Raw genomic sequence first — 25,551 nt, forward strand, 5'->3', positions numbered from 1 at the left:
GAGGTGCCAATATGAAACTTCATGAATTAAAACCTGCAGAGGGTTCACGTAAAGAGCGTAAACGTTTAGGACGTGGTATCGGTTCTGGTCAAGGTAAAACTGCTGGTAAAGGTCATAAAGGACAAAACGCTCGTTCTGGCGGCGGTGTTCGCCTAGGATTCGAGGGTGGTCAAACACCTTTATTCCGTCGTTTACCAAAACGTGGTTTTACGAATTTCAGCCGTAAAGAATTTGCGGTTGTAAACCTTGATGCTCTAAACCGCTTTGAAGAAGGTACAGAAGTTACTCCAGAACTTCTTATCGAATCAGGCGTTGTTAAGAACGAAAGAGCAGGAATTAAAATTCTTGCAAAAGGGAACGTTGAGAAAAAATTGACTGTAAAAGCTCATAAATTCTCCTCTGCCGCCAAAGAAGCAATTGAAGCTGCCGGTGGAAACGTTGAGGTGATCTAATGTTCCGAACAATCTCCAATTTTATGCGCGTGGGTGATATAAGACGAAAGATCCTATTCACCCTTTTAATGTTAGTAGTCTTTCGTCTAGGTACATTTATTCCTGTGCCTAATGTAAATGCTGATGTACTTAGCGCGCAGGATAAACTTAGTGTATTCGGTGTTTTAAATACTTTTGGTGGTGGAGCGTTAAAACAATTCTCCATCTTTGCAATGGGTATTATGCCGTATATTACTGCATCAATTATTATCCAGCTTTTACAAATGGATGTTGTTCCAAAATTCACAGAATGGTCCAAGCAGGGAGAAGCCGGTCGCCGGAAAACTGCTCAGTTTACCCGTTATGCTACTGTCGTGCTTGGATTTATCCAAGCATTAGGTATGTCCTACGGTTTCAATAATCTTGCTAATGGCCAATTGATTGAAAACCCTGGAATTGGTACCTATTTATTAATTGCAGTTGTTCTTACTGCAGGTACATCATTCTTAATGTGGCTCGGTGAGCAAATTACTGAAAAAGGTGTTGGAAATGGAATTTCCATTATCATCTTTGCAGGTATTGTTGCCGGGATCCCAACCACTGTGAAACAAATTTTTGTTCAACAGTTTGAAAATGCCGGTGAGGCGTTATTTTTACGAATTGTAACTGTTGTGATCATTGCGATTGCTGTTATTGCTATTGTTGTGGGTGTTATTTTTATCCAACAAGCAAATCGTAAAATTCCAATCCAATATGCTAAGCGTGTTGTGGCAGGCCGAAATCCTGTAGGAGGACAATCGACTCATATGCCTTTAAAGGTTAACGCAGCAGGAGTTATTCCTGTTATCTTTGCGATTTCCTTTATTGTAACACCAAGGACGGTTGCTTCTTTCTTCCCGCAAAACGATGTAACAATTTGGATTAACAAAATATTTGATTACTCTCATCCAATTGGGATGATCATATATGCTGCTTTAATTATCGCGTTTACTTACTTCTATGCTTTTATCCAAGTGAATCCTGAACAAGCTGCAGAAAACTTACAAAAGCAAAGCGGCTATATTCCTGGTATTCGTCCTGGAAAAAGTACACAAGAATACCTAACGCGCGTATTATATCGTTTAACTTTTGTTGGTGCGCTTTTCTTAGCTGCGATTTCGGTCCTTCCTGTTATCTTTATTAAGATAGGGAATCTTCCGCAATCAGCACAAATTGGAGGAACAAGCCTGCTAATCGTTATCGGGGTCGCTCTTGATACGATGAAACAGCTTGAGGCTCAACTGGTTAAGCGTCATTATAAAGGTTTTATAAAATAAAGGTTTGGGGGCTCGAGTCCCCTTAAAACCTATCAATAGCACGAGGGGGAATACGTGTGAATTTAGTATTAATGGGGCTTCCGGGTGCCGGTAAAGGCACACAGGCCGAAAGAATAGTTGAAAAATACGGCATCCCTCATATCTCTACTGGAGATATGTTCCGTGCAGCGATGAAAGAAGGAACAGATCTAGGTTTAAAAGCTAAATCCTTCATGGATAAAGGTGAACTTGTTCCGGACGAAGTAACAATCGGAATTGTTCGTGAGCGATTAAGTAAAGAAGACTGTCAAAAAGGATTCTTACTCGACGGCTTTCCTAGAACAGTACCTCAAGCTGAAGCATTGGAAACACTTCTTGTTGAACTAAACAGGTCAATTGACTATTGTATTAACATTGATGTTGACAAGAATATCCTAATGGAGCGCTTAACAGGGCGCCGTATCTGTAAGGATTGTGGCGCTACTTATCATCTTGTGTTTAACCCACCAGCTCATGAAGGGAAATGCGATCGCTGCGGCGGAGAATTGTACCAACGGGCAGATGATAATGCAGAAACTGTACAAAATCGTTTGGATGTAAATATTAAACAATCCCAGCCATTATTAGATTTCTATGAAACTAAGGGATATTTACGTACGATCAACGGGCAGCAGGATATTAATGTAGTATTTGCTGACATTGAGCGATTGCTAGGGAATTTAATCTAATGATCAAATGCATAACCAGGCTAAATGTCTCTCGAACATCTCCGAAAAGATTCTAACTTTTGTGGATGCAAGCGGTTTTCAATTATATGAGTATGCCGGACTCAGTGTTTGGCAAAACTTACATGATGATGGAAGTTAAAAGAAACCGCGTCAAAAGCCTGGCATAGAAATTTTAATTTCTAATTGTTACTAGAAGACGTGGTACAGGTCATTATGCTATAATCGTATAGTTGAGCTTTGATTTGCACTTGCACTAGTTTTTAAATAAATGACAATCTGAAAAGAGAAGGGAGACGTGTCCAATGGCCAAAGATGATGTTATTGAAATTGAAGGTAAGGTCCTTGAAACTTTGCCAAATGCAATGTTTAAGGTAGAATTAGAAAATGGTCATACTGTGCTAGCTCATGTTTCGGGTAAAATTCGAATGCACTTCATTCGAATCCTTCCGGGTGACAAAGTGACTGTTGAGCTTTCTCCATATGACTTGACACGCGGAAGAATTACTTACCGCTTTAAATAATTGCTTGCACTCCGTACTACTAAGGAGGTTAGGATAATGAAAGTAAGACCATCTGTTAAACCGATCTGCGAAAAGTGCAAAGTTATCCGTAGACGCGGAAAAGTTATGGTTATCTGTGAAAACCCTAAACATAAACAAAAACAAGGTTAATTTTTGAAGGAGGTGCGCTAAAATATGGCACGTATTGCTGGTGTAGATATTCCACGTGAAAAGCGTGTAGTTATCTCGTTAACTTACATTTATGGTATTGGTAAAAATACAGCACAAAAAATCTTAGCAGAAGCTGGTGTTTCTGAAGATACACGTGTGCGTGATCTAACTGAAGACGAATTAAACAAAATCCGTGATATCATCGACAAATTAAAAGTTGAAGGTGATCTTCGCCGTGAAATTTCTCTTAACATTAAGCGTTTAATGGAAATCGGCTGCTACCGCGGATTACGTCATCGTCGTGGTTTACCGGTTCGTGGACAAAATACTAAAAACAACGCTCGTACACGCAAAGGTCCTCGTAAGACTGTTGCGAACAAGAAGAAGTAATCGGCAAAGGAGGTTATTTAAATGGCACGTAAGACGAATACACGTAAACGTCGTGTTAAAAAGAATATTGAATCAGGTATTGCACATATCCGTTCAACATTTAACAACACAATTGTAACAATTACTGATGTTCATGGTAATGCAATTTCATGGTCAAGTGCAGGTGCGCTTGGATTTAAAGGTTCTCGTAAATCTACTCCATTCGCAGCGCAAATGGCAGCTGAAACAGCAGCAAAAACTTCTATCGAACACGGTATGAAAACGCTAGAAGTAACGGTTAAAGGACCAGGTGCAGGACGTGAAGCTGCAATTCGTGCTCTTCAAGCTGCTGGTCTTGAAGTAACAGCAATTAAAGATGTTACTCCTGTTCCTCATAATGGATGCCGTCCACCAAAACGTCGTCGTGTTTAATTTTTCTGTATAGACTTTCGTATCCCTGTCTATAATGGGATATGATACTAATTTTTCCGTTCATACAGAAGATTTATTCCAGTTGTTGTGCACAAAACGGGAACGTATACATGGGGGAATTTCGGTTAGATCATTTACCTAATCGAGGTTTTCGACGTTTTGAAGGAGGGTTAATTGATGATCGAAATAGAAAAACCAAAAATCGAAACGGTTGAGATCAGCGATGATGCCAAGTACGGGAAGTTCGTCGTAGAGCCACTTGAGCGTGGATATGGTACCACTTTGGGTAACTCCTTACGTCGTATCCTATTATCTTCACTCCCAGGTGCCGCTGTTACATCGATTCAGGTCGATGGGGTACTTCATGAGTTCTCAACAATTGAAGGCGTCGTAGAGGATGTAACATCCATCATTTTAAACATTAAAAAATTAGCTATTAAAATCTACTCTGATGAAGAGAAAACACTTGAAATCGATGTTCAAGGTGAAGGTCCTGTCAAGGGTAGTCATATTACGCATGACAGTGATGTTGAGATTTTAAATCCTGATCTTCATATCGCAACATTAGCTTCAAGCGGTCATCTTCGCATGCGTTTAACTGCTAGACGCGGACGCGGCTATACACCGGCAGAACAAAATAAGCGTGAGGATCAACCGATTGGTGTGATTCCAATTGATTCTATTTATACTCCGGTAGCAAGAGTGTCCTATCAGGTAGAAAACACTCGTGTAGGTCAAATGACAAATTATGATAAGCTAACGCTTGATGTTTGGACAGATGGAAGCACTGGGCCAAAAGAAGCGATTGCTCTTGGTTCGAAGATTTTGACCGAGCATTTGAATATATTCGTTGGGTTAACTGACGAGGCTCAAAATGCTGAAATTATGATTGAAAAAGAAGAAGATCAGAAAGAAAAAGTTCTAGAGATGACAATAGAAGAACTTGATCTATCCGTTCGTTCTTATAACTGCTTAAAGCGTGCTGGCATTAATACTGTTCAGGAATTAGCTAATAAGACTGAAGAAGATATGATGAAAGTACGAAACCTAGGTCGCAAATCTCTAGAAGAGGTAAAAGCGAAACTAGAAGAACTAGGATTAGGCTTGCGTAAAGACGACTAGTTCATTCAAGCATTCGTCTGATTGCGATGATTTTTTTAATGACTTCAACAAAGGAGGGAACCCTTCATGGCATACAGAAAGTTAGGACGCACAAGTGCACAGCGTAAAGCTATGCTTCGTGATTTAACAACTGATTTAATTATCAATGAGCGTATTGAAACAACAGAAACTCGTGCGAAAGAAATTCGTTCAACTGTTGAAAAAATGATCACTTTAGGTAAACGTGGTGATTTACATGCTCGCCGTCAAGCTGCTTCATACGTTCGTAATGAGGTTGCTGATGTTGAGAACAATACAAGCGCATTACAAAAACTTTTCACTGATATCGCTCCTCGTTACCAAGAGCGCCAAGGTGGATACACTCGCATTATGAAACTTGGACCTCGCCGCGGTGACGGTGCGCCAATGGTAATTATCGAGTTAGTTTAATTCCTTATCAGACAACAAGGGCGCTGGACAGTTTATAATGAAACTTGTTCTTTGCCCTTTTGCTGTATCAATATCTTATATACGTACGAACCAAGCCAAAAAGAGCGTTACGATGAGCGTGACCCCTATATTTTTTAGGAGCACATATGAAGCAGTAATGCCTCTCTGGAGGAATATCTATTGGCCTTATTAGATTATTCTTTTCACGTCTTGTCTAGCTCATGCACCTCTCCCATTTCCATTTTGGAATTCCTGTTAAATCGGCAGATGAAATTTCGTTCCTGCCAGGGAAGAGGTGCAGGCTTTTTTTGTATGTAGTAAAATATGAGTTGAGTTTAGTTCTGTTTTAGTTGAGTAGGGGGAAATCACTCATGAAAAAACCAATTGTATCCCTTGACAATGTATCTTTTAAATATGATTCGCAGGACCGCTATGCTCTCGAAAATGTAAGCTTTGATATTTTCGAAGGGGAGTGGCTGGCCATTGTGGGCCATAATGGCTCTGGGAAGTCTACTACTGCAAAACTTTTAAATGGTCTCCAATTTCCGCAGCAAGGTGAGATTACTGTTTGTGGTTTGAAATTAACGGAAGAATCTGTTTGGGATATTCGGGAAAAATTAGGAATGGTATTTCAGAACCCAGATAATCAATTTGTGGGGACAACTGTTCAGGATGATGTGGCTTTTGGTTTAGAAAATCATGGAATACCTAGGGATGAAATGGTCCAGAGGGTTGAAGATTCTTTACGAAAAGTCAAAATGGATCAATTTCTTAATCAAGAGCCCCACCATCTTTCAGGCGGCCAGAAACAACGTGTGGCCATTGCGGGTGTACTAGCTCTTAGACCTTCTATTATTATCTTAGATGAAGCGACATCCATGCTTGACCCTAGAGGTAGAGAAGAAGTGTTAGAGACCGTCCGAACGTTGAAGGACGAAAAACAGCTGACTGTTATATCCATCACACATGACTTAGAAGAGGCAGCTAAAGCTGACCGGATGATTGTCATGAATCGTGGGGAGGTATACCGTGAGGGGACTCCTGAGGAAATTTTTTCGATGGATGAAGAGTTAATTCAATTGGGTCTAGATATCCCTTTTTCCGTGAAAATGAGTAAAGCTTTCCGCCAAAAAGGAATTGAATTATCGAAACATTATTTAACGGAAGAAGAGTTGGTGACAGAGATATGGACATCTCACTGCAGAATGTAGAATATCGTTATCAAGTGAATACCCCTTTCGAGCGGCTGGCCATTGAAGATGTTTCAATCGATATTAAAACGGGAACCTACCTGGCTGTTATTGGACATACCGGCTCTGGAAAGTCGACCGTATTACAGCATTTAAATGCTCTTTTACAACCGACTGCAGGTTTGGTAGTAATAGGAAGCCATGAAATAAAAGCCAAGCAGAAAAATAAAAATCTTAAACCAATTCGGCAAAAGGTGGGAATTGTCTTTCAGTTCCCGGAACATCAATTATTCGAAGAAACCGTCGAAAAGGATATTATTTTTGGCCCCATGAATTTTGGGGTTTCTGAACAAGAGGCAAAAGAGAGAGCTAGGACTGCACTTAAACATGTTGGACTATCAGAGGAAATATTAGAAAAGTCACCATTTGACCTATCAGGAGGCCAAATGCGTCGGGTAGCCATTGCAGGCGTCCTTGCCATGGAACCTGACGTAATTGTCTTGGATGAGCCCACCGCTGGTTTAGATCCAAGGGGCCGCAAGGAAATTATGGATATGTTTTATCGTTTGCATAAGGAAAGAGGACTCTCAACGATTTTGGTTACTCATAGTATGGAGGATGCCGCTCAGTATGCAGAACAAATCGTGATTATGCAACAAGGAAAGGTTGTTAAAAAGGGAACACCTGAGGAGATTTTTACCGCTACAGAAGAGTTACTCCAAATGGGATTAGATGTTCCAGAAGTGGTCCGTTTTCAACTTAAGCTTGAAAAAGCTATGGGTAAAAAGCTTGGGAAAACTTATTTAACCATTGAACAGCTATCTTCTGCTGTAACAGCCCTAATAAGCAGAGGTGAACGGGTATGATGGATAAAATGATTTTTGGGCGATTTGTACCTGCAGACTCCGCTGTTCACAGGATGGATCCACGTTCTAAGTTAATCATTATATTTTTATTTGTCTGCATTATTTTTCTGGCAAACAATTGGATGACCTATGCACTTATTGGAATTTATACTTTTTTTATGATTGGTTTATCAAAAATTCCCGTTCGCTTTTTATATACCGGTTTAAAACCCATCATTTGGCTTGTTTTATTTACCTTTGTCATGCAGCTTTTATTTACGAAAGAAGGGAACCTTCTTTTTCATGTAGGTCCAGTGAAGGTTTATGATGAAGGACTTAGGATGGGGATTTTCATTTCATTAAGATTCTTTTTGTTAATATTAATGACATCCTTATTAACGTTAACGACGACACCAATTGAAATAACAGATGGACTTGAAACACTGTTGCATCCTTTAAAAAAGGTCCGCTTTCCAGTTCACGAAATGGCTCTAATGATGTCCATCGCACTACGATTCATCCCTACTCTCATGCAGGAAACGGATAAAATCATGAAAGCGCAAATTGCCAGAGGAGTTGAGTTTTCAAGCGGGCCCATTAAGGAACGTATGAAAGCTGTTATTCCTTTACTTATTCCGTTATTCGTTAGTTCTTTTAAACGAGCAGAAGAGTTGGCTGTCGCGATGGAGGCAAGAGGGTACCGTGGCGGTGAGGGTAGAACGAAATACCGGCAATTGAGCTGGAATAATCGTGATTCCATCCAAATCGTGATACTTGTTATACTTTGTATTCTTTTAATTTTATTACGTTCGTAATGGGGCGAAACGAAATGAACCGCTATAAATGCATAATTTCATATGATGGTTCTGATTTTTCCGGTTATCAGATTCAGCTGAATAAACGCACAGTCCAATTGGTACTGGAAAATGTTTTAACAAAAATCCATAAGGGAAATGTTGTGAGGGTTGCTGCCTCAGGTAGAACAGATGCTGGTGTTCATGCAAAGGGCCAGGTGATTCATTTTGATTCGCCGCTTCAAATTCCAGAGGAGAAGTGGGTAGCAGCCCTAAATTCCTTATTACCGGGGGATCTTGCCGTGCTATCGGTTGAGAAGGTGCATGATTCGTTTCATGCGCGTTTTGATGCTGTTGGAAAGGAATATCGCTATGTTCTGCGGCTGTCCACTAAGAGAGACCCATTTCAGCGAAAATATGCCTACCAGTTTCCCTATAAATTAAATGTGGATGCGATGAGTGAGGCTGTTCACTATTTACTTGGGACACATGATTTTACAAGCTTCTGTTCCGCAAAGACGGAGGTAGAAGATAAGATTCGTACGATTGAATCGATTGAGATAACAGTTGATCAAGATATGCTTATCTTTCGTTTTGTAGGAAATGGCTTTTTATATAATATGGTGAGAATTTTAGTTGGAACATTGTTAGAGGTCGGCTCTGGAGATAGGAAGCCATCAGATCTACCCCAAGTTTTACAGGCGAAGGATAGAAAGTTTGCCGGAAAAACAGCTCCAGCGCATGGTTTGTACTTATGGAAGGTATTTTACAAATAAAAGTTCGAGTAACAACCCATCCTGGTGTAACATTTTCTTGACATATGGCTCCATAGTATTTATTATATTATATGTGTGTGTTTTTAATCCCACGATAAAGCCCCGGAAAGTCTTCATCGTGATTGAAAATATATGATTTAAAAAATAGCCGCACGCCTGTCTTAAAGGTTCATTCCCGGAACAGAATGGACGTTAAGGCTTTGAAGGTGCGAAAGAATAATCTTTTACGGATTTAATTAGGAGGGAAACTCATGCGTACAACATTTATGGCAAATGCCAACAATATCGAGCGTAAATGGTACGTAATTGATGCAGAAGGCAAAACTCTTGGTCGTCTTGCTTCTGAAGTAGCATCAATTCTACGTGGTAAAAACAAACCAACTTTTACTCCACATGTTGACACTGGTGACCATGTGATCATTATCAACGCTTCTAAAGTTGAACTAACTGGTAAGAAATTAACTGACAAGATCTACTACCGTCACAGCTTACACCCAGGTGGTTTAAAACAAAGAACTGCTCTTGAAATGCGTACTAACTATGCTGAGAAAATGATCGAGCTTGCTGTTAAAGGCATGCTTCCAAAGAATTCTCTTGGCCGTCAAATGTTCAAAAAATTACACGTATATGCTGGGGCTGAGCACAAGCACCAAGCACAACAACCAGAAGTTTACGAACTTCGCGGATAATTTAAAGGGAGGGAATTAACTTGGCACAGGTTCAATATATTGGTACTGGTCGTCGTAAGAGCTCCGTTGCACGCGTGCGCTTAGTTCCAGGTACAGGTAAAATTGTTATTAACAATCGTGACATCGAAAACTATATTCCATTTGAAGCTTTACGTGTTGTTGTAAGACAACCATTAGTAGCGACTGAAACTGTAGGCAGCTACGATGTTCTTGTAAACGTAAAAGGCGGTGGCTACACTGGTCAAGCTGGCGCAATCCGCCACGGTATTGCTCGTGCATTACTTCAAGCTGATCCAGAATACCGTCCAACATTAAAACGCGCAGGTCTATTAACTCGTGACGCTCGTATGAAAGAACGTAAAAAATACGGTCTTAAAGGCGCTCGTCGTGCACCTCAGTTCTCAAAACGTTAATTATCAACGTTTGGAAGGCTCTTTTCACTTCGGTGGAAAGGGTCTTTTTATTTATGAAAACTACTTTTGCCACGAAACATTTAAAAAGGTCTATTTCTATTTCGTAAACAAAACCAATGTTAATAGGCTTTCGCAGGATTTGTTTTATTTCAGTTTTTCTCCATGTTTATTAAGTATATTAAAGAGGCAAAGTAACTAAACAGAAGCCCCCTATAGTGGAAGGGGGCTTAATAAATTTTTAATTAATCGCCGAAGATGAGATTGTCCGGGGTCTCTCTTTTATTAAGAAAATCCTCAATGTACCTGATAAATTGCTGGGCCCGAACACTATTTACATGATACTTATGAATAAATTCATAGCCATTGTTAGTTATTTGGTTTCTTTCTTCAACTTTTTGATCATAGTACATGGCTTTTTCATACACATTATCTTCATTACATGCAACGAAATTAACCCCGTCTTTAAATCCTAAATCCAACACATCTTTATTCGGTTCAGCAAGCAATAAGGTTTTACATCCTGGTGCTTCAAAATACTTTAGTACAGCAAACTTAAATTGCCCTCCGCATGTAAAAAACATATTGGCCCGATTGAGTTCCTTTGCATATTTATCGTAGACGAAAGCATTCTCCGATGCACCTACTAAATGCCCTGGATGTGGGTGAAATACAAAACCTTCAACCCTTTGCATTTTTTCCAATACAACCTCTCTGAATTTATAATCCCCCTTTGGAGGATTCCTTTTAGGAGGGTTTGGAGAGTCAATATGCAGTTGGCCCATTAAAAGAAATCTTATGTCCTTTTTGCGGTTCCAATTTTTGATTACGTTTGGATTCATTGACCATGGAAACCATCTGTGTTTATCTTTAAACTGAGGGTAGACTTGAAAAAATGAATGTTTCGACACTGCAAATATAAGGTCGATATTATTCTTGGTTACATAATCGATTCTTGTTTGTTCGTGATTTTTAATCTGTGCCTTTTCAGAAGGATGATAATGCAAATCGGAAATAAAACATCCTTTTGGAATATCCACCTGGTCCAGTCCAGTGATTCGCGGTGCTGTTTTATAGCCATAGGCGACATCATAGTGGAAAATAAAATCGGGCTTTGCCTTTGTCCTTTTCAAGATATCGCGGATGTCCCCGTCTTCAAACCACCATGTAACCTCGGCGTATTCTGCTATTGCCTCAATGATATCGAACTTAATTCTATGCTTTGGATATAGGATTCCAAATGGTTTAATTAGTATGAGAATCTTTAGTTTTTCCATATATAAACCCTCCGCAAATTAAATATTTTGTAATTCAGAGAGCGTTATAAAATTTAAAGGTAAACTATACATCGTTTTTAAATGTGGATAAAACATTTTCAAGTCCGCAACTGAATGACTGTCGGAGGATACAACTACCTTGGTCCTACTTCGGCCAAGAAGCTCAATAATATCGGGATCCGGTGCATTGTGTTTCACATTAATTTCCACAACTTTTCCGCTCGCAATCATTAATTCGGCTATCTCTTTCTTTTGCTTTTTACTTAATTGTATATTAAAACGATTAAGTTCCGATAGTGGGTGGGCTATGATTGTAACCCTGGGATTCCACAACAAATTTTCAAAGGAAGTCAGCCACTTTTTAAAAATCTCCTCTTTTGAATCCAAAATGCCTTTTGAAACACTGTAATATCCTCCGGAAAAGGGGATTCGATGAATGGAACCTAAAAGAAAATTCACCTTGGATTCAACATTGGCCGATGCATCAATGTCACCCTGTAAATTGATCACTTTTGCCTCCAAACCGCTAAATACTAAAATCTCATTTTTAAATGCTTCTTTTACCTGATTTATATGTCTCGAAAAATCATCAATCCAATCACTCGTGATCCATACGTGATCCGTAATAGCGATTGCTTTGTACCCTAGTTCAATTGCGGTCGTGACCATTTGTTCAATGCTATTTTTTCCGTCCGAATAATTAGAGTGAGTATGGAGATCCATTAGGATCATAATATATTTCCTCCCAATACCTGCTCATACGAGTTCCCCAATTGATAACGAGTTCATGTGGTTCGATTGGCATACCCAATCCGAGTTTAATAGCCAAATATGGCAAATTTACTCCCGCCCCCAGACAATGGACAATGGTTCCTTGAATTCGCGGGTTGATTTCTAAAATATTAGGCTCATTATTGATATTTCTACGAATTTGAACACCAATATTACCATGTAATCCAAGCTCAAAAACGACTTTAGAAGCATATTCAATGACGTCGGATTCTTTCACTACTACACCACGTGTAGTTATTCCGCTAACTGTTGCTTCACGAAGTCTTGGTATAGCTGTTATGACTTTTCCGTTGTCAGCTAGCACATCAACACTGTATTCCTTTCCAGGCAAGTATTCCATTACGATGATTTCCGGTATTTCATTGGCATGTTCGAGAATCGAAATTAAATCATTCATGATTATATAAGTTGAGTTAGGCTTCTCGTTGAAAAGCATTTGCACCCTATTAATATTTGGATCTAAAATTCTAAACCCTCTGCTTCCATTTGATACCGTGGGCTTAAAACATACTGGCTGTTCAGGATAACCAAGTTGATAGATGGCTTTCTTTAATGTTTCCGCCGTTCCTGCAATTTCATATTTAGGAATGCTGATCCCCTTTTTTTCTAGCATTTGGAGCAATTTCCCTTTATTGTTTGCAACGACCAAATTAGAATAGTCAGATACGGACACAATGGTTCCGATGTCTAAAAAACGCTGCTTCTTGATAGAAAGTTTCAGTAATTCCTTTGTTACTAATGGAAGAATCACGTCGATCTTTTCACTTTTACAAATATTTAATATTTCGCTAATAAAATTATCATCTGCAGCCTTTGGAATCGTGTAGAAGTAATCTGACAATGAGGCCCCTATCGCATTTACAGATGCATCCACCCCAATAATTTCGATGTTCGTTTCCGATGCCGATCTCAATGATTTTATTACTCCTGGGGCGCCTGGAGACCCAGCACCGGTTAACATTACCTTTAGATTTTTTTTCACTCTATTTCACCTTTGTCTCATTATTCGAAGGCTAAAACTGTCCTCCACCAAGAAGATAAACCCGTGCTTTCCCTGTAATTCCTTTTGTTGCATTACGGGTATCCATAACCAAAGATGCATGATCCAAAATGCGTTGCAATGGGATGATATCATGATCAGTAAGGATAATAATACAATCGGACCTTTGAAGTCTGTCATCGGTCAGATCGACGCTAGTCAACTTCAAGTTATCAAAATGAAGGTCAGGAACTATCGGATCATGATAGGAAACATTCGCCCCTTCTTTTAGCAGCAAGTTCATAATCTGCAGTGCACTTGATTCTCTTATATCACCGATATTAGGTTTGTAAGCTACCCCATAAAGTAAAATATCTGCCTGCTTTATCGGGCGGTTAGGGGCCAGAATAAATTTAATCTGGTCAACTATATACTTAGGCATTTTATGATTGATACGTTTGGAAATATCAATAAAATCACTATCCAGGCCTATTTGTTTTATTTTCCAATTTAAATATAAAGGATCGACTGGAATACAGTGCCCCCCAATTCCGGGTCCGGGATAAAATGGCGAAAATCCAAATGGTTTTGTGCTGGCTGCATCAATTACCTCCCATACATTAATATTCATCGAATCACAGATCATTGCTAATTCATTTACAAATGATATGTTGATAAACCGATATGAATTTTCAACCAACTTGGTCAGTTCTGCTGCTTCCGTCGAAGACACCGGAAACACTTCGTTGAAAATCTGCGAATAGAAATCATAAATTTTTTCGGAACACGTTTTGGTTACACCGCTAACAACTTTAGGTATTTCCTCAATGGGGTATTTCTTATTGCCCGGATCGATTCTTTCAGGAGAATATCCAAGAAAAATATCCTTGCCCACTTGAAAACCTGATTTCTCGAGTATTGGCTGCAATACTTCTTTAGTGGTACCTGGATAAGTTGAGCTTTCCAAAATGATCAATTGTTCTTCCTTGATCTTCCTGCTTATTTCTTCAGCAGAACGTATTATATAACTCAAGTCTGGAGTATCATACATGGTTAACGGGGTTGGAATACAGATGACGATGATTTCCGCCGACTTTATCGCGTTATAATTATTTGTTGCTATGAAATCTTTGGAAGAAACAGAGGATTGTATTGTAGAATGGGGAATATCGGGAATATAGCTGAGTCCCTTTTCCAATTGTTTAATTTTTTTTAAATCCAAATCAATTCCAATTACTTTAAAGCCTTTTTTCATAATACTAAGAGCCAAAGGGAGACCAACATAACCTAATCCGATTACGGCCACAGATGGTTTTTTTCCTTCTGAATTGGCTTCCTTTTTATCACTCAATACTATCCCCCCTGTTCAGGTTGAATAGTATAGGTTATGAAGTTTACTTCCCGCGGAATGGGCGGAATCCTTACTTGTTCTAAAATAGTTATGGTAACATAAAATGGAAATTCATACAGGTACCTGTACATCCCCATTATTTCTGCACTTCTTGATCCAATTTACATAAAATATTAAGTGTTTTTAATTTAGGATTGAGGGGTGTTGCCATCTGAAAATGGTTAATGCTTTTTCATATAGTGAATACTCGAATATAATAAAACATATTAAAAACCATCATGAAATTATTGATTATTCTAAGGTGAAAAAAGATGCCGACCGATTTGCAGTTATTCGGCATGATGTAGAATTTTCGGTTGAGAGAGCCTATCAGATGGCAAAATTGGAGGAAAGCCTTCAAATCAATACAAGTTACATGTTTCAAATTAGAAATAATGCATATAATCTATTTTCAAAAGGAAATATTCTAATGGTGAAGGAAATAAAGGATATGGGACATGAAGTTGGCCTTCACGTTCATTTTGGCAGTCTGAACAATTTAAATGAGATTAAAAAGTATATTCTACATGATATTAGCGTAATGGAAGGTTTTTTAGAAATGCCTATTGATCGATTCTCCTTTCATCGCCCCCCAAAGGAAATATTAAGAATGAATTTAAAGTTGGAAGGATTGATTAACGCCTACGAAGACAGGTTCTTTGAATTCAGGGAGGAAAATGAGGGATTTGAAAACCTTAAAATTAAGTATATTGCCGATTCTAGGCATGCATGGAATTATGGTTATCCTGATGAAACCACGATAAAATCTCATTCAAAACTCCATTTTTTATTTCATCCGTACTCCTGGACTGAACAGGGGTATGACAAAGATTCAAACTTTGAATCTTTAAAAAATGAGAAAATTGGAGTATTTGCAGATACCATTAGAACAGAATGTAAACATTTTAAAGGTTATTTCCAATAAGTAAATAAACCTCATCATAAGTGGGGGAAAGGATGGATTACTTGTCCTTTCGAGGTAAATTCCTCATTTCCTCCATTCCCGACGTGTTTTGGAAAGAAAAATTCCCGTAATCAATAATGGAGATTTGACCTTTATCATTTAAACGGATATTTTTCCATTTTGGTCTTTCCTTTCCATCGACGATGTCATCTGGTTTAATTCCATAGTTAATAAACTCCTTGTGTAATTTGAGTATTGTCTCTTTGTTTTCCTCTGTTTCAGGAACATAATTGTCCATTTTTTTCATGATAATCCAACCATGGCCTTGTTCTTTTACTTCAGCCAGACTATTTTTTAGTGAATCTGGGATTATTTTGTATAGACTTGCTTCTGTTGAACTGCTTTTAATTCCTCTGAGTGTGATCGCTAACTTTAGAACATGCTGGTTTGGGAGTTCATAAACAAACCGATGGTACCCAGTACCAATCAAATTGTAAGGAAGGTTTAATTTAGACAGCTCTTTAAGATCAAACATTTTATATTGATGCTTTTCGATTTCCTTTATCCAAATTTCAATAGATCTTAAATCTCTCGGTTTCAAATAGATGGGGTAGCGCCCCATGACCGGCTTCACCTCATTCTTTGGTTTTAGTCATTTTTATCATCCACTTCGTTTTTCCACATCAAATTATGATTTAACTCGTTGAGTTCAATTTCCCCATTGGTGTTATCATTAAATTTGTTCTTAAATAAAAGGTTTTGTTTAGAGACTAAATCAATACCGGCATCGTTATTAGTCCGAGAAACATTATTAATGAACAGGCTGTTTTCACCGTTTATGTTAAACCCGTCACCATTATTGTTTTCCACTGTATTATCCAGGGCAACATTATTAGCCCCGTTAAAAGAAATGCCATTACTGAAATTATGATTGCACCGGCAATGAATTACATAATTATAGGTGCCATTCACTTCGATTCCGCCACCATCGGTTTCGCTACCGTTAAGGCTAAACTCTGTTTCGATAATAAGATTTCCATCCCCCTCAATACGAATCCCGTGGTCATTATTATATAGAACCTTCACGTTCCTGATGATGTTATGATCGGTGTTAATCAGAATCCCATTCTGGCGATAGTTGGTTACGGATAATTCTGTAATAAATACAAGGGTGGCGTCTATTTGAAGCCCATTTACCCCGGGAATGGACCTCATTCCATTCAAAATCGTTTTGCCCATCCCTTCCCCAATAATTCGAAGTCGATTCTTATTGATCACCACATCTTCATTAAACACCCCGTTAGAGACCAGTATTGTATCTCCATCGCTAGCTTGGCCGATTGCCAAGTTAATACTGCCGCCGGAAGGAACATAAAAAACAGTCATTAAACTTCATCTCCTTACATTATTTAATGCAGAAGATTTAAGAATGGTATTAGGACTAGCATGGAAAAACCGGACCAGTTCCGGCAAAGAGAAAAGCAAATTAAATATGAGCGTTCCGTCCTATCAGTAAAAATTTTTTTACTAAAGGTGTAAAAAATTTTTTACTGGTGTATTATATATTTGCACAATTTGGAATTTATTTAATATGTTCATTTTCCAAGGAGATTTATAGGGCAAAGATTTTTACTTGAAAAATGCTTAGTTAAGGCGATTCTTAATAAAAGTCGGCAATTTTTCACTAAATTTTAAAGAAATCTTATATTTTGGCATAATAATTGCAAGTATATTAGTACCTAGGGAAACGTTTTCAAATGGTCTGTAATAAGTATCCAATACATTCAGTATTGAAAGGGGTGCAGTAATTACACCTGCAAAAATGATCATGTAATGGATCATACTTAGTCTTTTAACAGAATTTCCATTTATGGACTTATAAAGTTTCTGAAAATATTTAATAAAGGATTGATGTTTTGTATGGAAAAAAAGGGCGGAATTTTTTACGGGTGGTGGATTGTAGTAGCTGCCTTTATGATTATGACTTTTATTTATGCTCCAATTGCAAACCTGGTTTCATTATTTATCCTACCAGTTACAAAAGAACTCGGATTTAGTGCCTCTCAATTTATGTTATATTTTACCGTAATGGCTTTAGCTGCTATGATTGTAGGTCCACTTGCGGGTAAATTAATGAAAAAGATGGATGTAAGAGCCTATTTAACATTATTTATTTCAATTTCAGCTTGTGCATTTATTGGTTTTTCTTTTTCCACTAAACTTATTCATTTCTATTTATTTGCCATCCTAATGGGAGCAGGTTTGGCAGGAGGTGCCATGATTCCTGCATCTGTTCTAATCACAAATTGGTTTAATGAAAAACGCGGTTTATGTTTAGGTATTGCTTTATCTGGAAGTGGTTTCGGCGGTGTAATTCTTAGTCCGTTGACGAACTGGCTCATTACGGCTTATGGCTGGAGATCAGCCTATCTTGTTATCGGAATTTTAATTGCTGTTTTATTAATTCCGTTTGCAGTATTTGTAATCAGACTACATCCCGCTGATAAAGGTTTGACACCACTAGGTGAAGCGAAGACTTCAAATATTCCACAAAATAAAGTATTAGCAGGTACTACTCAAGGACAAACGTTTAAGTCTATTTCATTTTGGGCTCTCTGTTTAGCAATCATTGTTGGCGGAGTCGTCGTTAATTCGATGCTAATCAATCTTGCCCCATATTTTGCTGAAATTGGTACATCAGCTAAAACTGCTGCATTGATATTATCCTTAGGTTCTGCAATGGTTATTGTCGGTAAGTTATTAGTAGGAAGATTATTTGACAGACTTGGATTAATTACAACTTTATTGATTATTTCTGCAGGAAGTTTGGTCAGTTTCCTATTTCTGATGAAAGGAAATATTACTTCACTAGCAATACTTTTTACGATATTTTCTGGAATCGGATCAACAGCTATTACCGTTACTCCTGCTTATCTTACAGGAGCACTTTACGGTGAAAAAGACTATGGCGCCAAATATGGTGTTGTTTCGATTTTTATTTCATTAGGTGTAGCGATTACTCCAATCGCATCAGGTGCACTTTATAATATCAATCATTCCTATGGATTGCTTCTTAATGTTTTAGTTATTCTTTCCATTGTGCAATTTTTATTATTCTTTATTGCCAGCAAAACAAAACCAAAGTTTAGTTTAGCCATTGAAGTTCCCAATAAAGAAGCAGTGTAAATTTTAGATTTAATCGAAGGACAGGGAGGATTTTTTATGAGCAGTACCGTTATAAACAATCAAACTTTATCAAAAGCAGAAGATATTAAGGAAGAACTAATCAAACACCGGAGACATCTCCACCAAAATCCTGAAATAGGCTTTGATTTGCCAAATACAGTTGCGTACGTTGAAGAAGCATTGAAAAATATGGGGCTAGAGCCTAAAAGGGTTGGAAAAGCAGGTTTAGTAGTTACGATTGGTAACGGCAACGGAAGAACGCTTTTATTACGAGGTGACATGGATGCTTTGCCAATGGCTGAAAATACAGATTTACCATTTAAGTCGGCCAATGATTATATGCATGCATGTGGTCATGATATCCACACGACTTTTATGCTGGGTGCGGCCAAGCTATTAAAGGAAAAAGAACAAGATATTAACGGAACCGTTAAAATCATGTTCCAGCCGGCTGAGGAAATTGGTGCAGGTGCGAAGGACATGGTTGCGAATGGTTTATTAGAAAATCCAAAAGTGGATGCGGCACTCGCCCTTCATGTTGATCCATCCTTGGAAGTAGGAAAGTTTGGTTATAAAACTGGGATTGCGGCCTCATCATTAGATGGTTTCTTCCTTAAAGTACAAGGAAAAGGCGGGCATAGCTCCGAACCACAAAAAGCAATCGACCCTTTGATGATCATTAATGCTGTCTACAATCAATTAAATACATTGGTTGGGAAAGAAATCGATCCATCGGAAAGAGCAGTTCTCGTTATTGGTAAAATGGGTGGTGGGACCGCAGCGAATATTATTCCTGACAATGCCCATCTTGATGCAATTTTACGGTCCTTTAAACCGGAGGTCCGCGACCATATTTTTAAAAGAGTGCAGGAAATCATTGATGCCACTGTAAAAATGATGCGTGGAACCTATGAACTTGAAACCATCTCAACACCGGCTTTATTTAATAATGAAGAATTATGCAAGCAAATGGCCCCTTATGTGAAAGAAGTGATTGGGGAAGAAAATCTCGAGGTAAATGAGGAACCGTTAGCGGGCACAGAAGATTTTTCTTATATCAGTAACCTTGTACCAACCATGTTTATGTGGGCGGGCGCCAATGGCTTAGGAGATAAAAACTATCCACTTCATAACCCAAATCTCATCTTAGACGAGGGAGTTATTCCGTTAGGAGTAGCCGTTGTGGTGAACAGCGCTATCAACTGGTTAAAGAACCATTAATTTTAAAAATCCAGCCAAATGGCTGGATTTTTTTAACCATAAAATTGGCAATCGAAATTTTGCATTTCTTAGGATTATGGGATGAAGAATAGTCCTAAGAGGTGAAAACTGTGACTGTTATTACAACCTTTAAAGAAAAAAAACGGGAAAAACAAATTAAATATGAGCGGTCAGTCTTAAAGGACTTATCGATAAAAACATTAAAAGAGCGGGTCCAGCACTATTTTGGCTCATCAAGAATTACATCAAGCTTTGTGATGCATGCTGGTGTTGAGGAAGCCTGCTACGATGTTGCACTTGAAGCTTATCTATTAGGGGCAAAGTTTAGCAAATTCGGTTATTATGGTGAGGATATCGATGAGGTAAAAAAACGCTGCTATAAAGAAGAAAAACATTTAATTGATACCCTCTTCAATTTTTTACTTTATTGGGGTAATGGAGAAGAAGGGACAATGAGTGAATCCCTATACTATCTCTGTGAACAATACATCCACGTCTGGTGGCTCGATGGATATCAAAAAGGAGAAAGACGGCATAAGCTAAGGCTTCACTAGGTTATTCCATTAGTTCTAAAATTCCCCCTTGTCCCATATATTTAAATGAACATGGACGAGCGGGAAGGAATGATTTGGTTGCTGAAGAGAAGATTGAAAATTATAGGGTTCTCTGTGGGTTTACTTTTATTGTTCCTGATTTTACAGCATGATTTTATGGAGGATAAATCATGGAAATCATGGAATTTGCCTTTATCGGGAAAAATCATTCTCATTGACCCGGGTCATGGCGGGCCTGACGGTGGTGCCGGTGAAGGGAAAACCTTAGAAAAGGATATCGCCTTAGACATTTCCTTTAAGGTCAGAGATTTCCTCCAGCAGCATGGTGCCCTGGTGATGATGACAAGGGAAATCGATGAGGACCTGGCAGATCCTACAACAAAAGGTTATAGCAGGAGAAAGGTAGAAGATCTGAAGCAAAGGTTGAAAATGATTAATAGCTCTGATAATGACCTTTTTGTCAGTATTCATTTAAATGCCATCCCATCTGCTAGATGGAGCGGGGCTCAAACCTTTTATTCCCCCCATTATACCGAAAATGCAAAAGCAGCAAAATTTATTCAAGATGAGTTAAGACGGAATTTAGAAAATACAAATCGTAAGGCAAAGCCTTTAAGTCATGTCTATATTTTAAAAAATGCAAAGAAACCCGGCGTTTTGGTCGAGGTAGGCTTTTTATCCAATCCGGCTGAAAAGGCAAATCTCCAAACCGATTCCTATCAGGAAAAAGTGGCTGCTTCCATTTATAAAGGAATCATCCGCTATTTTACGAATGAAAAGGAATTAAAAGAAACAGATTAATGAAGATGGGCTCTAAAGCTCATCTTCTTTGACTTTCTATTATTGGTATAGGGTTTACGTGTGATTCAGTTAACTGTTTTTATTGAGAGTTATGGTATACTTGATTTTGGAAACGAATTCAATTGTGAGGTGTTTGTATACATGCTAACAGAAGCGAAAATCCGTGAAATTGTAGGCAGCTTAAAAGAGCCATTTTTACATAAAACATTAGCAGAGCTAAATGCAATTGAGGAAATAAAAATTAAAGAAGAAAAAAATCATGTCAGTGTAAAAGTAGACATTGCCAAAACTGGTACTGCCGAACAATTACAATTGCAAACGCAAATTGTAAATGTATTAAAAGAAGCAGGTGCAGCTACAGTAGGGATCCGCTTTGGCGAGCTTTCCGAAGAGGTACTTGCTGCCAATCGTCATGCGGTGGAGGGAACGGAGGATACAGGTTTATTATCTTCTAAAAATACAACTTTTATTGCGATTGCTTCCGGTAAAGGCGGCGTAGGTAAATCAACAGTATCTGTAAACCTTGCTGTAGCCCTAGCCCGTCTAGGTAAAAAGGTAGGTCTGATTGATGCCGATATCTACGGTTTTAGTGTACCTGATATGATGGGGATCACAAAGCGTCCTGTAGTTAGAGGGGAAAAAATTATACCGGTTGAACGTTTCGGAGTTCAAGTCATTTCAATGGGCTTTTTTGTCGAAGATAATGCACCAATCATTTGGCGCGGACCTATGCTTGGAAAAATGTTGAATAGCTTCTTCAATGAGGTAGAATGGGGCGAAGTAGATTATTTATTATTAGACTTGCCTCCAGGAACAGGGGATGTTGCATTGGATGTTCACACGATGCTTCCTGCATGTAAGGAAATTATTGTTACGACACCACATCCAACGGCTGCCTTTGTAGCAGCCCGTGCCGGTGCAATGGCTGTTCGTACGGAACATGAAATCCTTGGTGTTATCGAGAATATGGCTTATTTTGAAAGTAAGCTGACAGGTGAAAAGGAATATGTATTTGGCCGCGGCGGCGGGGATAAATTAGCCGAAGAGTTAAATACTGAGGTACTTGGCCGCCTGCCGCTAAACCAGCCTGATTGGAATGACGAAGATTTTGCACCATCTGTTTATCAGGAAGACCATCCAATCGGAAAAATCTATCTAGAAATTGCTGAAAAAATGACAAGCCTTTTAAAAAAGTAATAAATGAAGCCTCTTCCTAATCAGGAAGAGGCTTTTGAATGAACAGGATTATTAGGCTCCGCTGCTGTTATCGGAACCGCTTTGTCCCCCACTTGATTGACCGCCGCTACCTTTACTGCTGCTTGCATTCGCTTTTACATCTTCGGCCGCTTTAAGCAGGAGCTCTTGCATTTTTACTTTAAATAACGGGCTTTCAATGGTTTCAGCAATTACCTTTTGAAGATGCTCCCGGTATTCCTTACTTTTTAATGCATCCGCTAATTCCTTTTGAATTTCAGGCTCTTTAAAAACTTGAATCATCATACCTCTATATTGAGGGTCATTCATTAAATCCTTTAACAGCTTTTCGTTTTCGGATCTCATGTTTTTGGCAACGCCTTGAGCAAATTTTGGATCATTGAAAGTTTTTTTCCAAAAGGTTGTAGCTTTATCGGATGTAAGGGTTTGTTGAATCGTTTGTGAAACCATTTTTTGGTCCATTACAAGTTTTTCCTTCATACTGTCATCGGACATTACATCTTGAATTGCCTTCTTACCATCATCCGTTTTAAGAATATCAACAACCATTTTTTTGGTTTGCTCATAATCAATTTGTCCTCCGCTGCTGGATTCATTGGATGCGCAGCTAGTTAACAACATCATGATGGGTAGGAGGAGCAGCATACTTTTCGCTTTCATTTTGAAAAGCTCCTTTCGCATAAGAATCCTTAATTTTAGGATGAAGAAAATCATGAAAGATTATTCGTAAAGGATTTTAAAATATGGATTTTTCAAATTTGGATTGGTACAATCATTAGGAATGCATTTTATATTTTGGAGGTTTAAAGTGTGACGAGCCGCAATTGGGTAAAACTATTTTTGACCACATTACTAGTAGGCGGGCTCACAACAGCTATTGTGGGTTTTATTGTTCGCTGGAGTGAATTTCAGCAGTATTTTACTGAATTTAAACTAATTGATATATTATCAACGACGATTTGGTTAATTGTGATGGGATTCCTTTTTAGTGTTATTAGTCAAATGGGCTTTTTTGCTTATTTAACGATTCATCGGTTCGGATTAGGTATTTTTAAGTCTGCAACCCTTTGGAATGGCGTTCAATCCGTCCTCATATTATTTTGCTTATTTGATTTGGTTTATATGCGTTATGAAGCATTTGCCAAGCCTGGAGAGTCTGTGATGCCCTATATAGGGGTTGCATTAATTCCTTTAGTGGTTGGCGGGGCTGCAGCTTGGTTTAAAAGTAAACAAACAAACTTTAGTGCTTTTATACCCGCGCTCTTTTTTATGGTGGTTGTAACAGTTGTCGAGTGGGTTCCAGTTCTACGGGTTAATGAAAGAAGCTGGGTTTACCTTATGGTTTTTGGCCTTCTGGCCAGTAATGCCTATCAATTGTTAATCCTACATAAGTTAAATGAACGTTCAGAACAGGAAAGACAAAAGCGTAAGAGCACGGCGGCTGGGAGCAGCAATAAAGCGGTAAAAAATAAAACCAATAAAAAACCGTCCCTTTAAAATCAGGGGCGGTTTTTCTTTATAAGAATGATGAAGACCAAATCCCATCGAAAAAACAGGGAAAGAGGTCTTCATAAAGGCGATGAAGACCAAATTCCTTCGATAAAATAGAGGAAATAGTCTTGATAGATTCTTATGCTGTTTAATAAGAATCCACCCAAAAACGGATTTGTTTACAGTTTTATATCAGTTTATTTTATTTCTTTCGATCGGACATGACCATTGGCAATCATTTCAGAAACGGAAACCAGTTTCAAGCCTTTATGATGAATTTCCTCAATAATCGCCGGCAATGCTTTATTGGTTTGCTTGGCTGAATCAGAAGCATGTAAGAGAACAATATCTCCCTTTTTTGCCTTTTCAACATTAGCGATAATGGTCTTTCTACCAGGATTCGTCCAATCTTGTGAATCCACACTCCAATGGACAACGGTATATCCATACCGTTCTGCAATTTTTAAGGTTCTTTCATCAAAATGACCAGTGGGAGCACGCAAGAGCTTGATATTTTTTACATTTAATTTTGTAAAAACCTCCTGGGCTTTAGAGATATCCCTGCGAATTTTAGCATCCTCCAAACTTTTATAATCCTCATAGGCATATCCTAGGATGCCAATTTCATAACCCTCTTTTACAATTCGAGTGACTAGATCAGGGTGCCGTTCAGCCCATGAACCAGCTAAAAAGAATGTTGCTGATTTTACCCCCTCTTTTTTTAGTGTGTTTAAAATCGGTTCTGCTTTTTCATCTCCCCAACCAATATTAAAAGATAAAGCAAGGTCTTTTTCGCCGCGATAAATGGCCTTCGGTCCATCCTTAGTTGAAAAAACAGGTATTTGGGCAAGATTCTGAATATAAAGGAACCAGGCTGTAAAAAATGCAGCAATTAAGATTAGAGAAATGTTTTTAAGTGACTTACCATTTAATACATAAAAGAAATTCATCCTAACCACCTCGTCCATTGCCATCCTTGTCTCAACTTATGCCTGCTTTTTTAATAATATGAATAAAGATTTTTATTATAAAATTGAATTATTTGGAAAAGACTACTAGAACTAGAAACTCATTGGAGGTTATTGGATGCTAGGAATACTAATTAATGAAAAAGAAGTGAAAGAAATGGAATATTTAATTAAGCGGGAAATGGATGAAATCCTCTTTGATTTAAGGGATGACCGTATTGATCATATTGTGAAAAGAGCAATGGAGGAGCGTTATAAAGTATTATTTACTTTATTTAGACGGGTTGCTTCACCAAATGAATGTTTAAAATATATGAGGAAAGATAAAAGAGGGAGAATGAAAGGATAGATTTTCGTGAACTTTTTTTGATAGAATTGTTGACATATATTTATAATCCTGTTATATTAATAAACGTCGCTGCTGACGTAAAAAACAATTTGAAAAAATTGTTGACACTACGTCCTGTAGATGATATATTTAAAAAGTCGCTTTTGAGCGATTGAGAAATTGATCTTTGAAAACTAAACAAACAAAAACGTCAACAAACAATAATATTCATTTCTTTTGAAATGAAGCCAACGTAACAAATGA

31 protein-coding genes are annotated in these 25,551 nt (G+C 38.2%); 23 read left to right on the forward strand and 8 right to left on the reverse strand.

Annotated elements, in window-relative coordinates:
* Positions 1 to 11: 11 nt before the first annotated feature.
* From rplO to rpsI, 15 genes are all read left to right on the forward strand, one after another.
* On the forward strand, positions 12 to 452 hold the full coding sequence (gene rplO, locus ACFQZ9_RS29475; protein ID WP_498946882.1) for a large ribosomal subunit protein uL15: 441 nt from the start codon (positions 12 to 14) through the stop codon (positions 450 to 452).
* A complete protein-coding gene (gene secY / locus ACFQZ9_RS29480; protein ID WP_498946883.1) occupies positions 452 to 1,747 on the forward strand; it encodes a preprotein translocase subunit SecY in 1,296 nt (431 codons plus the stop codon). Before rplO ends, secY begins: the two co-directional genes overlap by 1 nt.
* Positions 1,748 to 1,803: 56 nt before the next feature.
* Positions 1,804 to 2,454, forward strand: a complete 651-nt coding sequence (locus ACFQZ9_RS29485) for a nucleoside monophosphate kinase (protein WP_498946884.1) — start codon at positions 1,804 to 1,806, stop codon at positions 2,452 to 2,454.
* A gap of 302 nt (positions 2,455 to 2,756) precedes the next feature.
* The gene (gene infA / locus ACFQZ9_RS29490; RefSeq protein WP_034676129.1) at positions 2,757 to 2,975 is read left to right on the forward strand and encodes a translation initiation factor IF-1; all 219 of its coding nucleotides are present in this window, start codon (positions 2,757 to 2,759) and stop codon (positions 2,973 to 2,975) included.
* Positions 2,976 to 3,011: 36 nt separating this feature from the next.
* A complete protein-coding gene (gene rpmJ, locus ACFQZ9_RS29495; RefSeq protein ID WP_000868344.1) occupies positions 3,012 to 3,125 on the forward strand; it encodes a 50S ribosomal protein L36 in 114 nt (37 codons plus the stop codon).
* A 24-nt stretch (positions 3,126 to 3,149) separates the two neighbouring features.
* Complete coding sequence (gene rpsM, locus ACFQZ9_RS29500) at positions 3,150 to 3,515, forward strand: 30S ribosomal protein S13 (protein WP_026574108.1); 366 nt, start codon at positions 3,150 to 3,152, stop codon at positions 3,513 to 3,515.
* 21 nt (positions 3,516 to 3,536) lie between these two features.
* A complete protein-coding gene (gene rpsK / locus ACFQZ9_RS29505; RefSeq protein WP_026574109.1) occupies positions 3,537 to 3,926 on the forward strand; it encodes a 30S ribosomal protein S11 in 390 nt (129 codons plus the stop codon).
* Positions 3,927 to 4,103: 177 nt separating this feature from the next.
* Entirely contained in the window at positions 4,104 to 5,048 is a 945-nt protein-coding gene (locus tag ACFQZ9_RS29510; RefSeq protein WP_198313606.1) for a DNA-directed RNA polymerase subunit alpha, read from the forward strand.
* 66 nt (positions 5,049 to 5,114) lie between these two features.
* Complete coding sequence (rplQ, locus tag ACFQZ9_RS29515; protein ID WP_026574310.1) at positions 5,115 to 5,477, forward strand: 50S ribosomal protein L17; 363 nt, start codon at positions 5,115 to 5,117, stop codon at positions 5,475 to 5,477.
* A 371-nt stretch (positions 5,478 to 5,848) separates the two neighbouring features.
* A complete protein-coding gene (locus ACFQZ9_RS29520) occupies positions 5,849 to 6,688 on the forward strand; it encodes an energy-coupling factor ABC transporter ATP-binding protein (RefSeq protein WP_198313605.1) in 840 nt (279 codons plus the stop codon).
* Positions 6,664 to 7,533, forward strand: a complete 870-nt coding sequence (locus tag ACFQZ9_RS29525; RefSeq protein WP_198313604.1) for an energy-coupling factor ABC transporter ATP-binding protein — start codon at positions 6,664 to 6,666, stop codon at positions 7,531 to 7,533. The genes ACFQZ9_RS29520 and ACFQZ9_RS29525 overlap by 25 nt, the downstream gene beginning before the upstream one ends.
* Positions 7,530 to 8,327, forward strand: a complete 798-nt coding sequence (locus tag ACFQZ9_RS29530; protein ID WP_198313603.1) for an energy-coupling factor transporter transmembrane component T family protein — start codon at positions 7,530 to 7,532, stop codon at positions 8,325 to 8,327. Before ACFQZ9_RS29525 ends, ACFQZ9_RS29530 begins: the two co-directional genes overlap by 4 nt.
* 14 nt (positions 8,328 to 8,341) lie before the next feature.
* Positions 8,342 to 9,082 carry a tRNA pseudouridine(38-40) synthase TruA gene (gene truA, locus ACFQZ9_RS29535; RefSeq protein ID WP_498946887.1) on the forward strand — a complete coding sequence of 247 codons (741 nt, stop codon included), beginning with the start codon at positions 8,342 to 8,344 and terminating at the stop codon, positions 9,080 to 9,082.
* A gap of 251 nt (positions 9,083 to 9,333) precedes the next feature.
* Positions 9,334 to 9,771 (forward strand): 50S ribosomal protein L13, encoded by a 438-nt coding sequence (rplM, locus tag ACFQZ9_RS29540; RefSeq protein ID WP_026574305.1) that lies wholly within the window; start codon positions 9,334 to 9,336, stop codon positions 9,769 to 9,771.
* Positions 9,772 to 9,791: 20 nt separating this feature from the next.
* On the forward strand, positions 9,792 to 10,184 hold the full coding sequence (gene rpsI, locus ACFQZ9_RS29545; RefSeq protein ID WP_026574304.1) for a 30S ribosomal protein S9: 393 nt from the start codon (positions 9,792 to 9,794) through the stop codon (positions 10,182 to 10,184).
* 242 nt (positions 10,185 to 10,426) lie between these two features.
* Here rpsI and ACFQZ9_RS29550 read toward each other — a convergent pair whose 3' ends face one another.
* Genes ACFQZ9_RS29550 through ACFQZ9_RS29565 form a run of 4 tightly spaced genes read right to left on the reverse strand, consistent with a single transcriptional unit; the run spans position 10,427 to position 14,580 of the window.
* Positions 10,427 to 11,458 carry a glycosyltransferase gene (locus ACFQZ9_RS29550; RefSeq protein ID WP_498946888.1) on the reverse strand — a complete coding sequence of 344 codons (1,032 nt, stop codon included), beginning with the start codon at positions 11,456 to 11,458 and terminating at the stop codon, positions 10,427 to 10,429.
* A gap of 18 nt (positions 11,459 to 11,476) precedes the next feature.
* Entirely contained in the window at positions 11,477 to 12,190 is a 714-nt protein-coding gene (locus ACFQZ9_RS29555) for a PHP domain-containing protein (protein ID WP_498946889.1), read from the reverse strand.
* A complete protein-coding gene (locus ACFQZ9_RS29560) occupies positions 12,159 to 13,232 on the reverse strand; it encodes an ATP-grasp domain-containing protein (RefSeq protein WP_498946890.1) in 1,074 nt (357 codons plus the stop codon). Before ACFQZ9_RS29560 ends, ACFQZ9_RS29555 begins: the two co-directional genes overlap by 32 nt.
* 31 nt (positions 13,233 to 13,263) lie before the next feature.
* Positions 13,264 to 14,580, reverse strand: coding sequence for a nucleotide sugar dehydrogenase (locus tag ACFQZ9_RS29565; protein WP_498946891.1), 1,317 nt, complete (start codon positions 14,578 to 14,580; stop codon positions 13,264 to 13,266).
* 373 nt (positions 14,581 to 14,953) lie between these two features.
* Here ACFQZ9_RS29565 and ACFQZ9_RS29570 point away from each other — a divergent pair, with 373 nt between their 5' ends.
* On the forward strand, positions 14,954 to 15,544 hold the full coding sequence (locus ACFQZ9_RS29570) for a hypothetical protein (RefSeq protein WP_498946892.1): 591 nt from the start codon (positions 14,954 to 14,956) through the stop codon (positions 15,542 to 15,544).
* A 37-nt stretch (positions 15,545 to 15,581) separates the two neighbouring features.
* Here the strand turns inward: ACFQZ9_RS29570 and ACFQZ9_RS29575 are convergent, their stop codons facing one another.
* Positions 15,582 to 16,145, reverse strand: coding sequence for a hypothetical protein (locus ACFQZ9_RS29575; protein ID WP_498946894.1), 564 nt, complete (start codon positions 16,143 to 16,145; stop codon positions 15,582 to 15,584).
* A gap of 26 nt (positions 16,146 to 16,171) precedes the next feature.
* Positions 16,172 to 16,909, reverse strand: a complete 738-nt coding sequence (locus ACFQZ9_RS29580) for a right-handed parallel beta-helix repeat-containing protein (protein ID WP_498946895.1) — start codon at positions 16,907 to 16,909, stop codon at positions 16,172 to 16,174.
* A 534-nt stretch (positions 16,910 to 17,443) separates the two neighbouring features.
* On the opposite strand from ACFQZ9_RS29580, the gene ACFQZ9_RS29585 reads away from it, so the two are divergent.
* The 5 genes from ACFQZ9_RS29585 (at position 17,444) to salA (ending at position 22,482) form a co-directional block, all read left to right on the forward strand.
* A complete protein-coding gene (locus tag ACFQZ9_RS29585; RefSeq protein ID WP_498946898.1) occupies positions 17,444 to 18,709 on the forward strand; it encodes an MFS transporter in 1,266 nt (421 codons plus the stop codon).
* 36 nt (positions 18,710 to 18,745) lie between these two features.
* Positions 18,746 to 19,930, forward strand: coding sequence for a M20 metallopeptidase family protein (locus ACFQZ9_RS29590; RefSeq protein WP_498946900.1), 1,185 nt, complete (start codon positions 18,746 to 18,748; stop codon positions 19,928 to 19,930).
* A 110-nt stretch (positions 19,931 to 20,040) separates the two neighbouring features.
* The gene (locus tag ACFQZ9_RS29595) at positions 20,041 to 20,484 is read left to right on the forward strand and encodes a YbaK family protein (protein ID WP_198313599.1); all 444 of its coding nucleotides are present in this window, start codon (positions 20,041 to 20,043) and stop codon (positions 20,482 to 20,484) included.
* Between the two features lie 81 nt (positions 20,485 to 20,565).
* Positions 20,566 to 21,285 carry an N-acetylmuramoyl-L-alanine amidase CwlD gene (gene cwlD, locus ACFQZ9_RS29600; protein ID WP_198313632.1) on the forward strand — a complete coding sequence of 240 codons (720 nt, stop codon included), beginning with the start codon at positions 20,566 to 20,568 and terminating at the stop codon, positions 21,283 to 21,285.
* A 141-nt stretch (positions 21,286 to 21,426) separates the two neighbouring features.
* Positions 21,427 to 22,482 carry an iron-sulfur carrier protein/transcriptional regulator SalA gene (gene salA, locus ACFQZ9_RS29605; protein ID WP_498946902.1) on the forward strand — a complete coding sequence of 352 codons (1,056 nt, stop codon included), beginning with the start codon at positions 21,427 to 21,429 and terminating at the stop codon, positions 22,480 to 22,482.
* Between the two features lie 51 nt (positions 22,483 to 22,533).
* On the opposite strand, the gene gerD is transcribed toward salA, so the two are convergent.
* A complete protein-coding gene (gerD, locus tag ACFQZ9_RS29610; RefSeq protein ID WP_198313597.1) occupies positions 22,534 to 23,160 on the reverse strand; it encodes a spore germination lipoprotein GerD in 627 nt (208 codons plus the stop codon).
* Between the two features lie 150 nt (positions 23,161 to 23,310).
* Here gerD and ACFQZ9_RS29615 point away from each other — a divergent pair, with 150 nt between their 5' ends.
* Complete coding sequence (locus ACFQZ9_RS29615) at positions 23,311 to 23,997, forward strand: KinB-signaling pathway activation protein (RefSeq protein WP_498946904.1); 687 nt, start codon at positions 23,311 to 23,313, stop codon at positions 23,995 to 23,997.
* A 191-nt stretch (positions 23,998 to 24,188) separates the two neighbouring features.
* Here ACFQZ9_RS29615 and pdaB read toward each other — a convergent pair whose 3' ends face one another.
* Entirely contained in the window at positions 24,189 to 24,941 is a 753-nt protein-coding gene (gene pdaB / locus ACFQZ9_RS29620; RefSeq protein WP_498946905.1) for a polysaccharide deacetylase family protein, read from the reverse strand.
* Positions 24,942 to 25,077: 136 nt separating this feature from the next.
* On the opposite strand from pdaB, the gene ACFQZ9_RS29625 reads away from it, so the two are divergent.
* Positions 25,078 to 25,308: a hypothetical protein gene (locus ACFQZ9_RS29625; protein ID WP_133339184.1), complete on the forward strand. Its 231-nt coding sequence runs from the start codon at positions 25,078 to 25,080 to the stop codon at positions 25,306 to 25,308.
* The last annotated feature ends 243 nt before the right edge of the window (positions 25,309 to 25,551 follow it).

This window comes from Neobacillus sp. GCM10027624, from assembly GCF_042675345.1.
GTDB lineage: Bacteria > Bacillota > Bacilli > Bacillales > Cytobacillaceae > Neobacillus > Neobacillus cucumis_D.

Coding starts and splice junctions, on each gene's coding strand:
- ACFQZ9_RS29510 (WP_198313606.1), top strand. CDS start 4,104: ATGATCGAAATAGAAAAACCAAAAATCGAAACGGTTGAGATCAGCGAT.
- ACFQZ9_RS29525 (WP_198313604.1), top strand. CDS start 6,664: ATGGACATCTCACTGCAGAATGTAGAATATCGTTATCAAGTGAATACC.
- rplQ (WP_026574310.1), top strand. CDS start 5,115: ATGGCATACAGAAAGTTAGGACGCACAAGTGCACAGCGTAAAGCTATG.
- ACFQZ9_RS29585 (WP_498946898.1), top strand. CDS start 17,444: ATGGAAAAAAAGGGCGGAATTTTTTACGGGTGGTGGATTGTAGTAGCT.
- gerD (WP_198313597.1), bottom strand. CDS start 23,160: ATGAAAGCGAAAAGTATGCTGCTCCTCCTACCCATCATGATGTTGTTA.
- ACFQZ9_RS29575 (WP_498946894.1), bottom strand. CDS start 16,145: ATGGGGCGCTACCCCATCTATTTGAAACCGAGAGATTTAAGATCTATT.
- salA (WP_498946902.1), top strand. CDS start 21,427: ATGCTAACAGAAGCGAAAATCCGTGAAATTGTAGGCAGCTTAAAAGAG.
- ACFQZ9_RS29555 (WP_498946889.1), bottom strand. CDS start 12,190: ATGATCCTAATGGATCTCCATACTCACTCTAATTATTCGGACGGAAAA.
- ACFQZ9_RS29570 (WP_498946892.1), top strand. CDS start 14,954: ATGGCAAAATTGGAGGAAAGCCTTCAAATCAATACAAGTTACATGTTT.
- rplO (WP_498946882.1), top strand. CDS start 12: ATGAAACTTCATGAATTAAAACCTGCAGAGGGTTCACGTAAAGAGCGT.
- ACFQZ9_RS29590 (WP_498946900.1), top strand. CDS start 18,746: ATGAGCAGTACCGTTATAAACAATCAAACTTTATCAAAAGCAGAAGAT.
- rpmJ (WP_000868344.1), top strand. CDS start 3,012: ATGAAAGTAAGACCATCTGTTAAACCGATCTGCGAAAAGTGCAAAGTT.
- rpsK (WP_026574109.1), top strand. CDS start 3,537: ATGGCACGTAAGACGAATACACGTAAACGTCGTGTTAAAAAGAATATT.
- rpsM (WP_026574108.1), top strand. CDS start 3,150: ATGGCACGTATTGCTGGTGTAGATATTCCACGTGAAAAGCGTGTAGTT.
- ACFQZ9_RS29625 (WP_133339184.1), top strand. CDS start 25,078: ATGCTAGGAATACTAATTAATGAAAAAGAAGTGAAAGAAATGGAATAT.
- infA (WP_034676129.1), top strand. CDS start 2,757: ATGGCCAAAGATGATGTTATTGAAATTGAAGGTAAGGTCCTTGAAACT.
- secY (WP_498946883.1), top strand. CDS start 452: ATGTTCCGAACAATCTCCAATTTTATGCGCGTGGGTGATATAAGACGA.
- ACFQZ9_RS29530 (WP_198313603.1), top strand. CDS start 7,530: ATGATGGATAAAATGATTTTTGGGCGATTTGTACCTGCAGACTCCGCT.
- ACFQZ9_RS29520 (WP_198313605.1), top strand. CDS start 5,849: ATGAAAAAACCAATTGTATCCCTTGACAATGTATCTTTTAAATATGAT.
- ACFQZ9_RS29550 (WP_498946888.1), bottom strand. CDS start 11,458: ATGGAAAAACTAAAGATTCTCATACTAATTAAACCATTTGGAATCCTA.
- pdaB (WP_498946905.1), bottom strand. CDS start 24,941: ATGAATTTCTTTTATGTATTAAATGGTAAGTCACTTAAAAACATTTCT.
- truA (WP_498946887.1), top strand. CDS start 8,342: ATGAACCGCTATAAATGCATAATTTCATATGATGGTTCTGATTTTTCC.
- ACFQZ9_RS29580 (WP_498946895.1), bottom strand. CDS start 16,909: ATGACTGTTTTTTATGTTCCTTCCGGCGGCAGTATTAACTTGGCAATC.
- rplM (WP_026574305.1), top strand. CDS start 9,334: ATGCGTACAACATTTATGGCAAATGCCAACAATATCGAGCGTAAATGG.